The sequence below is a fragment of the Variovorax sp. UC122_21 genome (assembly GCF_044056785.1).
Taxonomy (GTDB): Bacteria; Pseudomonadota; Gammaproteobacteria; order Burkholderiales; family Burkholderiaceae_C; genus Variovorax.
Map to the genome: position 1 here is coordinate 6242454 of NZ_CP172004.1, position 11824 is coordinate 6254277.

The 11824-nt window shown below is 71.8% G+C and carries 11 protein-coding genes; 6 read left to right on the top strand and 5 right to left on the bottom strand.

The genetic code is table 11. From position 1 onward, the window contains the following. Positions 1 to 14 precede the first annotated feature (14 nt). The 5 genes from ACHMXE_RS42175 to ACHMXE_RS42195 are packed head-to-tail and all read left to right on the top strand — an operon-like array spanning position 15 to position 5100. Positions 15 to 479 carry an ester cyclase gene (locus ACHMXE_RS42175; RefSeq protein ID WP_395349388.1) on the top strand — a complete coding sequence of 155 codons (465 nt, stop codon included), beginning with the start codon at positions 15 to 17 and terminating at the stop codon, positions 477 to 479. 37 nt (positions 480 to 516) lie between these two features. Continuing rightward, the gene (ilvD, locus tag ACHMXE_RS42180; RefSeq protein ID WP_395349389.1) at positions 517 to 2253 is read left to right on the top strand and encodes a dihydroxy-acid dehydratase; all 1737 of its coding nucleotides are present in this window, start codon (positions 517 to 519) and stop codon (positions 2251 to 2253) included. A 34-nt stretch (positions 2254 to 2287) separates the two neighbouring features. Then, entirely contained in the window at positions 2288 to 3277 is a 990-nt protein-coding gene (locus tag ACHMXE_RS42185) for a Bug family tripartite tricarboxylate transporter substrate binding protein (RefSeq protein WP_203203724.1), read from the top strand. Positions 3278 to 3295: 18 nt separating this feature from the next. After that, positions 3296 to 4096, top strand: a complete 801-nt coding sequence (locus tag ACHMXE_RS42190) for a class II aldolase/adducin family protein (protein WP_203203723.1) — start codon at positions 3296 to 3298, stop codon at positions 4094 to 4096. Positions 4097 to 4122: 26 nt separating this feature from the next. Beyond that, complete coding sequence (locus ACHMXE_RS42195) at positions 4123 to 5100, top strand: 2-dehydropantoate 2-reductase (protein ID WP_395349390.1); 978 nt, start codon at positions 4123 to 4125, stop codon at positions 5098 to 5100. A 12-nt stretch (positions 5101 to 5112) separates the two neighbouring features. Here the strand turns inward: ACHMXE_RS42195 and ACHMXE_RS42200 are convergent, their stop codons facing one another. Next, complete coding sequence (locus ACHMXE_RS42200; RefSeq protein ID WP_395349391.1) at positions 5113 to 5754, bottom strand: alpha/beta hydrolase; 642 nt, start codon at positions 5752 to 5754, stop codon at positions 5113 to 5115. Positions 5755 to 5846: 92 nt separating this feature from the next. Then, positions 5847 to 6788: a DMT family transporter gene (locus ACHMXE_RS42205; RefSeq protein ID WP_395349392.1), complete on the bottom strand. Its 942-nt coding sequence runs from the start codon at positions 6786 to 6788 to the stop codon at positions 5847 to 5849. A 112-nt stretch (positions 6789 to 6900) separates the two neighbouring features. Here ACHMXE_RS42205 and ACHMXE_RS42210 point away from each other — a divergent pair, with 112 nt between their 5' ends. Further along, positions 6901 to 7821 carry a LysR substrate-binding domain-containing protein gene (locus tag ACHMXE_RS42210; protein ID WP_209540424.1) on the top strand — a complete coding sequence of 307 codons (921 nt, stop codon included), beginning with the start codon at positions 6901 to 6903 and terminating at the stop codon, positions 7819 to 7821. A 124-nt stretch (positions 7822 to 7945) separates the two neighbouring features. Here ACHMXE_RS42210 and ACHMXE_RS42215 read toward each other — a convergent pair whose 3' ends face one another. Genes ACHMXE_RS42215 through ACHMXE_RS42225 form a run of 3 tightly spaced genes read right to left on the bottom strand, consistent with a single transcriptional unit; the run spans position 7946 to position 11773 of the window. After that, a complete protein-coding gene (locus ACHMXE_RS42215; protein WP_395349393.1) occupies positions 7946 to 8941 on the bottom strand; it encodes a tripartite tricarboxylate transporter substrate binding protein in 996 nt (331 codons plus the stop codon). A gap of 34 nt (positions 8942 to 8975) precedes the next feature. Next, a complete protein-coding gene (locus ACHMXE_RS42220; protein ID WP_395349394.1) occupies positions 8976 to 10184 on the bottom strand; it encodes an acyl-CoA dehydrogenase family protein in 1209 nt (402 codons plus the stop codon). Between the two features lie 14 nt (positions 10185 to 10198). Then, positions 10199 to 11773 (bottom strand): AMP-binding protein, encoded by a 1575-nt coding sequence (locus ACHMXE_RS42225; protein ID WP_395349395.1) that lies wholly within the window; start codon positions 11771 to 11773, stop codon positions 10199 to 10201. Positions 11774 to 11824: the final 51 nt, after the last annotated feature.

Below are 11824 nucleotides of genomic sequence, written 5' to 3' on the forward strand. Positions count from 1 at the left end.
CGACAGGAGTCCGCATGCGCCGCCTCGCCCTCAAGTTCCTCGCCGCCGCCGCCGTGCTGGGCCTCGCGGCCTGCGCCCAACTCCCCGCCCCCGGCCCCGCCGCCCAACAGGAAGCCAACCGCCAGGCCGTGCTGGCCTTCTACGAGAAGGGCCTGAACCAGAAGGACGCCGAGGCCGCGCTCAAGTACGTGGGCAACCGCTACGTGCAGCACAACCCGACCGCGGCCGACGGCCCCGAGGGCTTTCGCAAGTTCATCGCCTTCCTGCGCGAGAAATTCCCGAACTCGAAGAGCGAGATCAAGCGCAGCTTCGCCGAGGGCGACTACGTGATCCTGCATGTGCACGCGGTGCGCGAGCCCGGCACGCGCGGCAATGCGATCGTCGACATCTTCAAGCTCGAGAACGGCAAGATCGTCGAGCACTGGGACGTGATCCAGCCGGTGCCCGAGACCGCCGCCAACAGCAACGGCATGTTCTGACCCTTTTCCCCCACCCGAGCCAGCCCGACGCCAGCCGATGACCACGCCCACCGATCCCAAGCCGCCGCGCTTCCGTTCCGCCACCATCCGCGAGGGCACGATCCGCGCGACCACGCGCAGCTTCCTGCATGCGCTGGGCCAGGACGACGAGGACATCGAGCGCCCGCACGTCGGCGTGTTCCACACCGGCGGCGAGATGAGCCCGTGCAACCTGAACCTGCGCGAGCAGGCGCAGCATGCCAAGACCGGCATCTACGCGGGCGGCGGCACGCCGCACGAATGCCCGGTGGTGTCGGTCAGCGACGGGCTGACCATGGCGCACTCGGGCATGCGCTTCTCGCTGATCTCGCGCGAGCTGATCGCCGACAGCGTGGAGGCCTCGGTGCGCGGCCACCAGTGGGACGGCATCTTCGCGATCGGCGCCTGCGACAAGAACCTGCCGGGCCTGATGATGGGCATGGTGCGCTGCAACGTGCCGAGCGTGTTCGTGCACGGCGGCTCGGCGCTGCCGGGCCAGATGCCCGGGCCCGACGGGCGCGACCTCAACGTGGTCGACACCTACGAGACCATCGGCAAGGTGCTGGCCGGCACGGCCACGCACGACGAGCTCGACGCCATGAGCCGCGCCTGCCTGCCCACGGCCGGCGCCTGCGCGGGGCAGTTCACGGCCAACACCATGGGCATGGTGTCGGAGGCACTGGGCCTCGCGCCGATCGGCTCGAGCATGGTGCCGGCCGTGTTCAGCGAGCGCGCGCCGCTGATGCGCCGCGCCGCGAAGACGCTGATGAAGGCCGTGATGGGCGACAGCCCGCTGCCGCGCGACATCGTCACGCGCAAGGCGCTCGAGAACGCCTGCGCCGTGGTCTCGGCCACGGGCGGATCGACCAATGCCGCGCTGCACCTGCCGGCGATCGCGCACGAGGCCGGCATCCGCTTCCACCTCGACGACGTGGCCGAGGTGTTCGCGCGCACGCCGCTCATCGCCGACCTGCGCCCGGGCGGGCGCTACCTCGCGCGCGACGTGTTCTACATCGGCGGCGCCGGCGTGATCCTGCGCTCGCTGCTCGAGCAGGGCTTCCTGCATGGCGACGTGCTCACCTTCACCGGCCGCACCATGGCCGAGGAACTGGCCGGCGCCCTGGCGCCCGACGGCCACGTGGTGCGCGAGGCCGGCAACCCGATCACGCGCGACGGCGGGCTGGCGGTGCTCAAGGGCAACCTCTGCCCCGACGGCGCGCTGCTCAAGACCGCCGGCCTGCAGACGCTGGTGCACCGCGGCCCGGCGCGCGTCTTCGATTCGGAGGAACAGGCGCAGACCGCGGTGCAGAACCGGCGGTACGAAGCGGGCGACGTGATCGTGATCCGCAACGAGGGCCCCCGGGGCAGCCCCGGCATGCGCGAGATGCTGGGCATCACCGCCCTGCTCTACGGCCAGGGCATGGGCGACAAGGTGGCGCTGCTGACCGACGGGCGCTTCTCGGGCGCCACGCGCGGCCTGTGCATCGGCTATGCCGGGCCCGAGGCGGCCGACGGCGGGCCGATCGCGGCGCTGCGCGACGGCGACCTGATCGCGATCGACGCGCGCGCGGCGGCGCGCACCATTTCGGTGGAACTGACGGACGAGGAGATCGCGCGGCGCCTCGCCGGACGTGGAGTAAACGCGGGGGTCCCGCACGGTGGCTTGCTGGAAAAATACGCGCTCACCGTGCGTCCTGCCCACCAGGGCGCGGTGACCCATTCGGGCGCGGTCACCTGGCTGCGCGACGAGTCCTGACCCCCAACCACCGTTACCCGGAGACAGAACCATCATGAGCTTCACCCGCCGCCAGCTGCTGCAGTCCACCGGCGCCTCCGCGCTGCTCGCCGGCATCGGCCAGCGCGCCTTCGCGCAGGCCGGCATCGAGACCGCGACTATCGTCACCGGCTTCGCGGCCGGCGGCACCTCGGACACCATCTGCCGCCGGGTCGCGACCAAGCTGAGCCCCGATTACGCGCGCGCGGCGGTGGTGGAGAACCGCACCGGCGCGGGCGGCCAGATCGCGGTCAGCTACGTCAAGGGCCGCCCGGCCGACGGCACCACGATCCTGCAGACGCCGACCTCGATCCTCACGATCTACCCGCACATCTACAAGAAGCTGCCGTACGACCCGATGGTCGACATCACGCCCGTGACCATCGGCTGCATCTTCGACTTCGGCTTCGCGGTCGGCCCGGCCGTGCCGGCCAGCGTGAAGACCGTGCCCGAATTCCTGGCCTGGGCCAAGGCCAACCCGGCCGGCGCCAACTACGGCTCGCCGGCCGCCGGCTCCACGCCGCACTTCATCGGCGCGCTGCTCGGCAAGAAGGGCGGCGTCGAGCTCAAGCACGCGGCCTACCGCGGCACGCAGCCGGCCATGCTCGACCTGCTGGGCGGCAACATCTCGGCGGTGTCGGGCCCGATCGGCGACATCACGCAGCACCTGCCCACGGGCAAGGTGCGCATCCTCGGCGTCTCGGGCGCCAAGCGCAGCCGCTTCGCGCCCGACGTGCCGACCTTCGGCGAGCAGGGCATCCAGGACATGGCGCACAGCGAGTGGTTCGCCTTCTTCCTGCCGGCCAAGGCCTCGCCCGAGCTGGTCGCGAGGCTCAATGCCTCGATGAAGAACGCGCTCGCGCAGAAGGACGTGGTCGACGGCCTCGGCACCTTCGGCCTGGAAGCCATGTCGTCCACGCCCGCCGAGCTGACCGAACTGTTGAAGAAAGACACCGCCAAGTGGGCGCCGATCGTCAAGGAAGTCGGCTTCACCGCGGAAGGCTAACCCCATGAAGGAACTGCAATGACCCCTCTCGCCACCACCACGCCGTCGTCCGCGTCGGCCCTGGTCCATCCCTCGATCCATCCCGACGAGCGCGCCGCGCGCGAGGAGCTCGCGGCCTGCTACCGCATCTTCGCGATGCTGGGCTGGACCGAGATGATCTACAACCACATCACGGTGCGGCTGCCCGACAGCGTGACCGGTGGCGAGAAGCAGTTCCTGATCAATCCCTTCGGCCTGCACTACAGCGAGGTGACGGCCAGCAACCTGGTGAAGATCGACCTGCAGGGCCGCGTGCTCGACGGCTCGACCTTCCCGGTCAACCCGGCAGGCTTCACGGTGCATGCCGCGATCCACGACGGCCTCGAGGGCGCGCACTGCGTGATGCACACGCACACCACCGCGGGCGTGGCCGTGGCCTGCCTGCAGGGCGGCCTGCAGCAGACCAACTTCTACACCGCGCAGCTGCACGGCATGGTGGCCTACCACGAGTTCGAGGGCATCACCATCCACGCCGACGAGGGCCCGCGCCTGCTCAAGAGCATCGGCGACCGCAACGCGGTGATCCTGCGCAACCACGGCCTGCTGGCCTGGGGCCAGACCTTGCCGCAGACCTTCGCGATCCTCTGGACCCTGCAGCGCGCCTGCGAGATCCAGATGGCGACCTTCTCGATGGGCGCCGCGATCCCCGTGAGCGAGGAGATCGCGAGCCGCTGCACGCGCGACGCGTTGCAGTTCAGCCCCGCGCACGGCGCCGGCCAGGACGTGTTCAATGCCCTGGTGCGCCAGGTCGACCGCATCGATCCTTCCTACCGCGCCTGAGCGCGACTGACCACTACGATCGACCCATGAAGATCTGCATTTACGGCGCCGGCGCGATCGGCGGATGGATCGGCGTCGGCCTCGCGCAAGCGGGCCAGCGCCTCAACGTGGTGGCGCGCGGCGCCACGCTCGAAGCGCTGCGGCGCGACGGCCTCTCGCTGATGCGCGGCGACGTGCGCACGCGCGTGCCGGTCAACGCGGTGGCCGACCCGGAAGAGCTCGGCGTGCAGGACCTGGTGGTGATCGCCGTCAAGGCGCCGGCGCTGGCCGGCGTGGCCGAGCGCATCGCGCCGCTGATCGGTGCCGACACCCTGGTGCTGACCGCGATGAACGGCGTGCCCTGGTGGTTCCTCGAGGGCGGCTTCGGCGGCCCCATCGCGGGCCACCGCCTGGGCGCGGTCGATCCCGACGGCGCGATCGCTCGCGCCATTCCCGCCGCCAACGTGATCGGCGGCGTGGTGCACTGCAGCTGTTCGCTCGACGCGCCCGGCGTGGTGCGGCACCACTTCGGCAACGGCCTGATCGTGGGCGAGCCCTCGGGCGAGGCCACGCCGCGCGTGAAGAAGCTGGTCGAACTGCTGCAGGCCACGGGCATCGAGACCACGCTGTCGCCGCAGATCCAGCGCGACGTCTGGTTCAAGCTCTGGGGCAACATGACGGTGAACCCGATCAGCGCGCTGACCGGTGCCACCACCGACCTGATCATGGGCGACGACTACGTGCGCGGCTTCATCTCGGCCGTGATGCTCGAGGCCAAGGAGATCGGCCGGCGCATCGGCATCGAGATCGCGCAGAGCCCGGAAGACCGCCACGCGGTCACGCGCAAGCTCGGCGCCTTCAAGACCTCGATGCTGCAGGACGTGGAGGCCGGCCGCTCGGTCGAGCTCGACGCCCTCGTGACCGTGGTGCGCGAGCTCGGCGAACTGACCGCCGTGGCGACGCCGTTCACCGATGCGCTGCTGGGCCTGGCGCGCCTGAAGACGCGGCAGCTCGGCCTGTACTGAGCGGCGCCTGCGCTACGCCAGCGTGCGCAGCGCGGCCTCGAGCACGCGCGCATGGTCCCGCGGATGCGCGGGCAGCCATTCGTGCAGCTTGTGGCCCGCGCCCGCGAGCCGCAGCACTTCCACGCTCTTCGCGCGCCGCGCCCGCTGCGTGTACTGCGCGAGCACCGCGGCGGGAATGACCGCGTCCTCGCCGCCGAGCACCAGCAGCAGCCGGCCCTCGAAGCGATCGAGCGCGGCGAAGGCCGGCGAGGCCGCGTAGTCCTCGTCGCGGGTCGCGCGCAGGACGCCGTGGAAGCGCGGGCCGAAGGGCGCGTCCTCGGCCTCGGCCACGTAGGCGGCCGGGCAGAACAGCACCAGCGCGGACGGGTTCAGCACCGGGATCAGCGCGCAGGCGATGTGGCCGCCCATGCTGCTGGCGATCAGCGACAGCGGCCGGCCCGGTGCCACCCGTTCGGCGACGGTCCGCGCCTGCGCCACACGGTGCGCGAGGCTCGATCCCTCGAGCTGCCCGCCGCTCTCGCCATGGCCGCAGAAGTCGAAGGAGGCGCAGGGCACGCCGCCGTGCACCAGGCCGTCGAGCAGGTAGCGGATGCCGCGCCGCGAGGCCTGGACGCCGCCGCCATGCAGCGCCAGCACGCGGGGCGGCTCGCCCAAAGCATTCGGAAGGATCGAGCCCCGCAGGGTGTGGGGGGCCATGGGCCACGGAGAAATCGGTCATGCGCGCCGAGGATGCCATGCCGGGCGGCTCAAGCTCGGCGCGGCGGCAGCGTGACCCACCACGCGGCCGCGACGATCATCGCGCCGCCGATCCAGCCGCCGGGGCCGACCCGTTCGCCGAAGCCCCAGACCGCGATCAGCGCGCCGAACACCGGCTCGCTGCCCATCAGCAGCGACACCCGGCTCGGGCTGGTGCGCGAGGCCGCATGGTTCTGCGCGAAGAAGGCGAACACGGTGCACAGCAGCACGAGGTAGGCCATGCCCCACCAGAACGAGGCCGTGGCCGGCGGCACATGCCAGGCACCGCCCGACACCGCGAGCGCCAGCACGGCCGCGCCCAGCGCCATGGTGCCCGCCTGCACCGCCGTCAGCGTGAGCGCCGGCAGCGCATGGCGGCCCGCGAGGCGGCGCGTCAGGCAGACCATGAGGGCGCGCAGCACGGCGGCCGCGACCATCAGCGCATCGCCCCAGCCCAGGCCGGCCGAGCTGGCCGAGGCATGCGCGCTCAGCGACAGCAGCGCGGCGCCCGCGAGCGAGATCGCCGCGGCCGCGAACACGCGCGGCGCGGGCCGCTCGCCGAGCAGCCACCATTCGGCCAGCGGCGTGAAGGCCACGCACAGGCTGATCAGGAAGGCGGCGTTGCTCGCGCTGGTGAGCGAGACGCCGAAGGTCTCGCAGACGAAGATCGCGAGCAGGTTCGCGCCCAGCAGTCCGCCCACCGCGAGCCCCTGCCGCCACCGCGGCCCGACGAGCGGGCGCAGCGCGGGCAGCAGCACGAGGAAGGTCAGGCCGAAGCGCAGCGCGATGAATTCGAGCACCGGCAACTGCAGGGTGGCCTGCTTGGCGACCGCGTAGCTGCCGCCCCAGACCGCCGCCACCAGCAGCAGCATGAGTTCGGCCATGCCGAAGCCGGGCCGGGCCGGCATGCCGCCGGGGGTGAGGGCGATGCCGCCCGCGCGCTTTGAATCCATACTCCGCCTGTTCGATGCCGATGCCCGCGCGCCATGCGCGGGGACCGAGGCGGAATTGTTCCGGGCCTCGATCGCGGCGGGTAGCCATCCGCAGGAACAGGACTGTTGCACCGTGGGACCGAATTCATTCCTCAAGGTACTGCCCGAGATGGTGGCCTTCCTGCGCGTGGCCGAGCTCGGCAGCTTCTCGGCCGCGGCCGACCTGCTGGGCATCACGCCCTCGGCCGCGAGCCGGCAGGTGAAGCGGCTCGAGAAGGAGATCGGCGTGCAGCTGCTGCAGCGCACCACGCGCCAGCTGCGCCTGACCGAGGCCGGCGCCGAGGCCTTCGAACGCTGCCGCGAACTGGCGGCCGCGGCGCAGGACACGATGGCGCTGGCGCAGCGCTTCTCGGCCGAGCCGCGCGGGCTGGTGCGGTTGAGCGCGCCCAAGGCCTTCGCGCGCCGGGTGCTGCATCCGCTGGTGCTGGACTTCCTCGCGCGCCATCCCGCGGTCGACGTGCAGCTGATCGTGGAGGACCGCGACATCGATCCGATCCGCGAGGGCGTGGACCTCGTGGTGCGGCTCACCACCGAGCCGCCCGAGGGGCTGGTGGCGCGCCGGCTGATGGCGGTGGCGCACATCCTGGTGGCCGCGCCCGCGTACCTCGAGGGCCACGCGGCCATCGCGCATCCACGCGATCTCGCGGCCCACAGCTGCCTGTCGCTGGGCGAGCACGAACGCGACAACCACTGGCGCTTCAGCCGCCCCGGCGAGGACGACGTGGAAGTGACGGTGCACGGCCGCTACATCGCCAACCACAGCGAGATGCGCATGGAGGCCGCGACGGCCGGCCTGGGCGTGGCCTGCGTGCCGGCCTTCTCGGCGCAGCAGGCGCTGAGCGACGGCCGCGTGGCGCGCGTGCTCGGCGACTGGGAGTTCCGCGGCAACTACCACGGCCATGCGTGGATCCTCTATCCGCCGAACCGCTTCACGGTGCCCAAGTGCCGGGTGCTGATCGATCACTTGGTAGCGCGGCTAGGGACCGAGGGCTGAATGCGGGAACCGGACGCAGAGGACGCGAAGGTTTTGCAAAGAGCGCAAAAGAAACCGCAAGAAATTTCTTCTCTTTCGCGTCTTTCGCGAAACCTTTGCGTCCTCTGCGTCCGGAAGTCCGCTTTCACTGCGGCTGCAAGCCCGCCTGCTTCATCATCGCCTCGGTCAGCGCCATCTCCTGCGTGAAGCCGCGCGTGTAGTCGACGGCGCCCTGCGGGCTGGCCAGGCCGCCGTTCTCGGCCAGCGTGGCCTGCACCGCGGGCTGCGCGAGCGCCTTCTCGAAGGCCACGCGAATGCGCTCGGCGATCGCATCGGGCGTGCCGGCCGGCACCGAGATGCCGCCCCAGGAGGTCAGCTCGACGCCCTTCACGCCGAGCTCGGCCAAGGTGGGCACTTCGGGCAGCGAGGGGTTGCGGCGCGCGCCCGCGATCGCGAGCGCCCTGAGCTTGCCGGCCTGGATCTGCGGATAGGCCACCGACAGGATCGGCGTGCCGAACACCACCTGCCGGCCAAGGATCGCGTTGACCAGTTCCGAGGCGCCCTTGTAGGGCACGTGCGTGGCCTGCGCGCCGAGCGCGCTCAGCAGCAGCTCCACGCCGAGGTGCGAGGGCGTGCCGACGCCGCCCGAGGCGTAGTCGAGCTTGCCGGGCTGGGCCCGCGCCTTCGCGGCCAGATCGGACAGGCTCGCGATGCCCGCGTCGGCATGCACCACCAGCACGATGTCGGAGGTGGTGAGCCGCATGATGTGGCGGAAGTCCTTGAGCGCGTCGTAGCCGGGGCTGCGGTACATGCGCATGTTGGCCGCCATCGGCGCGGCCGAGTAGATCCAGGTGTAGCCGTCGGCCGGCGCGCGCGCCACCAGCCGCGCGCCGATGTTGCCGCCGGCACCGCCCTTGTTCTCGATCACCACCGGCTGGCCCAGCAGCGGGCCCACGGCCTCGGCGAGCACGCGCGCCGTGATGTCGGGGCCGGTGCCCGCGAGGTAGGGCACGACCCACTTGATCGGGCGCTCGGGCCAGGGCGCGGCGGCCGCGCGGGCACGCGAGGCGGCCGGCAGCGCGAAGGCGGCCAGCGCGGCGGAAGCGGTGCCGAGGAAGCGTCGGCGGTCCGTGAAGCACATGGGGTTGTCTCCTTGTCGTTCTTGGTCGAGGCGTTCAGCTCGAAAGCTCGCCGAGCAGCTCGCGCGCGATGGTGTTGCGCTGGATCTCGCTGGTGCCGGTCAGCACGCGGTACATGCGCAGCATGCGGAACAGGAACTCCACGCGCCGGCCCTGCACGATGCCCTCGCCGCCGTGGATCTGCACCGCGCGGTCGGCGATGCGGAAGGCCGACTCGGAGCAGAACAGCTTGGCCATCGAGGCCTCGGCGCGCGCCTCCGAGCCGGCGTCGATCTGGCGCGCGGTCGCGAGCATCAGCGCGCGCGCGGCCGCCAGCTCGGTCGCCATGTCGGCGAGCAGGTGCTGGATCGCCTGGAACTGGCCGATGGCGCGGCCGAACTGGCGCCGCTGGCTCGCGTACTCGCAGGCATCGCGCAGCGCCACCGCGGCCAGCCCCACCATCGCGGGGCAGTGCAGCAGGCGATTGACCGTGATGCGCCCGAGCGCGAGCGCGAGGCCGCGGCCGGGTTCGCCCACGAGGTTCGCCACCGGGATGCGGCAGTCCTCGAGCACGATGTCGCCGGTGTGCGACTGGCCGGCCATGGTCTTGTAGCCGGCCTCCACGCGCACGCCGGGCTGCGTGAGGTCGACGAAGAACGCGCTGACCTCGCGCTGCGCCGGGTCGCTCGCGGTGGAGGCCATCAGCACCGCGAAGTCGGCGAAGGGCGAGCCCGAGATGAAGCGCTTGCGGCCGTTGAGCACGAAGTGTTCGCCCTCGCGCACGGCGCGCGTCTGCACCGCGCCCGCGTCGGAGCCGGCCTCGGCCTCGGTCAGCGCGAAGCAGATCGCCTTCTCGGCGCGCGCCACCGGCACGATGAAGCGCTCCATGTGGTGCGGCGTGGCCTTGCGCACCAGCGCACCCACGCGCGGCGGGCCGCTGAGCTCGCCGAGCACGTGCGGCGCCAGCGGCGAGCCGCTCGCATAGATCGCTTCCTTGACGAGCACGTGGTCGAGCACCGAGAGGCCGAGCCCGCCCATGGCTTCGGGCAGGGTCATGCCGTAGAAGCCCAGTGCCTGCGAGCGGCGCCAGACCTGCCGCAGCAGCTCGCGGCTCGCGCCGTGCTCGTGGTCGATGCCGTGCGCGCGCACCAGGTCGGCGAGCTCGCCGTGCAGGAAGTCCTCGATGCGCGCGATCAGCTCGGCCGCGCGCGCGGAACCTTCGAAGGGGCGCGCATGGGCGCCGGACGGCGGGAGGGATGCGTTCATGTCCGTGCCTTCCTTCAGTTGACCATGCGGCTCTGGCCGGCCCAGTACGGCGCCTGGATCGCCTTGCGCGCGACCTTGCCGTTCGGGTTCTTCGGCAGCGCGCCCACGAACTCCACGCGGCGCGGCCGCTTGAAGCCGCCGAGCCGCTCGGCGCAGAAGGCATCGAGCGCGCCCGTATCGAGCGCATGGCCGGGCTTGAGCACCACGTGCGCGGCCACGGCCTCGCCCCACTTGTCGTCAGGCACGGCGAACACGCAGGCATCGGCGACGGCCTCGTGCTGGTAGAGCACGGCCTCGACCTCCGAGGGATAGACGTTGAAGCCGCCGCTGATCACCATGTCCTTCTTGCGGTCGACGATGTACACGAAGCCCTGGTCGTCGGCGCGCGCGAGATCGCCCGTGTGGTAGCGGCCGTTCTTCAGCACCTCGGCCGTGAGCTCGGGCGCGCGCCAGTAGCCGGCAAACACGTCGGGGCCGCTGACCACGATCTCGCCGATCTCGCCGCTGGCCACGGGCTGGCCCGCGTCGTCGACGATCTCCACCAGCGACTCGAGGAAGGGCCGGCCGCACGAGGCCAGCCGCTCGGGCGCGGCGGCGCGCGCGAACAGGTGGTCCTCCACGCCGAGGCCGCAGACGCCCGAGGTGGTTTCGCCCGCGCCGTAGCCCTGCGACAGCACCGGGCCGAACACGTCCATGGCGCGCAGGATGCGCGCGGGCGCCATCGGCGCGGCGCCGTAGCCCAGGCGCTGCAGGTCGGGCAGCGGGCGGTAGCGGCCCTCGAGCTCGGCCAGCAGCATGTTGATCATGGTCGGCACCATGAAGGTGTGGGTCACGCGCTCGGCCTTCATGTCGGCGAGGAAGCGGCCGGGCTCGAAGCCCGCGAACAGCCGGATGGTGGCGCCGCTGCACAGCGCGGGCACGATCTGCATGCCCGAGGCATGGGTGACCGGGCCGACCAGGCCCAGCAGGTGGCCTTCGCGCATGCCCTCGGAACGCACGAGGAACTTGCGCAGCTGCGCGAGCCGGTTGCCGAAGGTCTGCATCGCGGCCTTGAGCACGCCCGAGGAGCCCGAGGTGTAGTGCAGCACCGCGAGCTCGTCGGCCTCGACGCGCGCGGCCTCGAAGGCGTCGCTGGCGCGGCCGAGCGCGCCCTCGTAGGAGGCGGCGTCGCCCTCGGGCACGTCGACGAACAGCAGCATGGGGCGCGCGTCGCCCTTCAGGTGCGGCAGGAAGGCTTCGGCACGCTCGGCCGTGGTGACGATCAGCGCGGCGCCGCTGTTGGCGACGATCTCGCCGACCTCGGCGGGCGAGAGCCGCGCATTGAACGGCGCCTTGACCAGCGCGGCCTTGTAGCAGGCCAGCTCGACCTCGACGATCTCGATGCAGTTCGGCAGGTAGATGCCGACGCGGTCGCCGCGCGCGAGGCCGAGCCCCAGCAGCGCGTTGGCGAGCCGGTTGGAGCGGCGGTCGAGCGCCTCGTAGCTGAGGCTGCGGGATTCGGTGCGCAGCGCGATCCGCGGGCCGTGCAGGCGCGCGCAGCGCGAAACGAGTTCGCCGACGTTGGCGACCCGGGGGGTGGTCTGGGGCAAGGGTGTCTCCTGGATGCAGGCATGCGTTCGTGCATGCGATGCGCCACTGTC

Coding starts and splice junctions, on each gene's coding strand:
- ACHMXE_RS42175 (WP_395349388.1), top strand. CDS start 15: ATGCGCCGCCTCGCCCTCAAGTTCCTCGCCGCCGCCGCCGTGCTGGGC.
- ilvD (WP_395349389.1), top strand. CDS start 517: ATGACCACGCCCACCGATCCCAAGCCGCCGCGCTTCCGTTCCGCCACC.
- ACHMXE_RS42185 (WP_203203724.1), top strand. CDS start 2,288: ATGAGCTTCACCCGCCGCCAGCTGCTGCAGTCCACCGGCGCCTCCGCG.
- ACHMXE_RS42190 (WP_203203723.1), top strand. CDS start 3,296: ATGACCCCTCTCGCCACCACCACGCCGTCGTCCGCGTCGGCCCTGGTC.
- ACHMXE_RS42195 (WP_395349390.1), top strand. CDS start 4,123: ATGAAGATCTGCATTTACGGCGCCGGCGCGATCGGCGGATGGATCGGC.
- ACHMXE_RS42205 (WP_395349392.1), bottom strand. CDS start 6,788: ATGGATTCAAAGCGCGCGGGCGGCATCGCCCTCACCCCCGGCGGCATG.
- ACHMXE_RS42215 (WP_395349393.1), bottom strand. CDS start 8,941: ATGTGCTTCACGGACCGCCGACGCTTCCTCGGCACCGCTTCCGCCGCG.
- ACHMXE_RS42220 (WP_395349394.1), bottom strand. CDS start 10,184: ATGAACGCATCCCTCCCGCCGTCCGGCGCCCATGCGCGCCCCTTCGAA.